Origin of the sequence: Winogradskyella sp. 3972H.M.0a.05, assembly GCF_040493455.1 — a bacterium.
In the GTDB taxonomy this organism is placed as follows: Bacteria; Bacteroidota; Bacteroidia; order Flavobacteriales; family Flavobacteriaceae; genus Microcosmobacter.
The window spans coordinates 1-677 of sequence record NZ_JANFDA010000023.1; the positions used below are offsets into that span (position 1 = coordinate 1).

At 45.3% G+C, this 677-nt stretch carries 1 protein-coding gene; it reads left to right on the forward strand.

Going from position 1 to position 677, the window contains the following annotated elements; genetic code table 11:
• Positions 1-677, forward strand: a 677-nt coding sequence (locus tag NCE97_RS15925) for a T9SS type A sorting domain-containing protein (RefSeq protein WP_353780277.1), incomplete at both ends; no start/stop codon positions are given.

Sequence of the window (677 nt, forward strand, 5' to 3'; positions counted from 1 at the left end):
AGTGATTACAACAACACGGCAAGTCCTTATGAGTTTACCTTTGTGGCCACGCCCGATTTTGACAATGCCGATCCCAACATGGCGGACATGCAGCTTACAGTAGCAATCACTGCTGGAAATAGCATCCAGTCCAATAGTTTTACAGAACTGTTCGGAACAGGATGGCAAGTGAACACGGCCCTTACAGGTAGCATATTGCAAAACAACTTTGGGATTGGAGATGGGAGCAGGGACCTGTGGATATTCTCGCTTCCCGTACCAAGCTCAGAGCTCACTACAGTACATACAACAGGCGTGGGCATACCAGTATTATCTTTTATAGTGGATAACATGCCGACCAGTGGAGAGATAGCCATACTGGAGAACAATGATCCTATTGCCGTGGCATTGGCAGGTGTTGGCTTCGTGGTGGACAATGTGATCAATGCAGACCTTGGAGATGGTAATGGGACACAGGACTATTATGGGAATACAGACCCAGTGAACAACAGTTTTATTTTCTCTTCGCTCACTATAGGAGAGGTTACTCAAAATATCTTAGAGCTTAGTCTATATCCAAACCCAGCAAGGGATGTTGTGGCGATACGAGGGGATATCAATCAGTTGGACAGCATAGAAATCTACAGCTTGAATGGGCAATTGGTAAAGACCGTGACAAATAAGTTCGAAGAGATTTC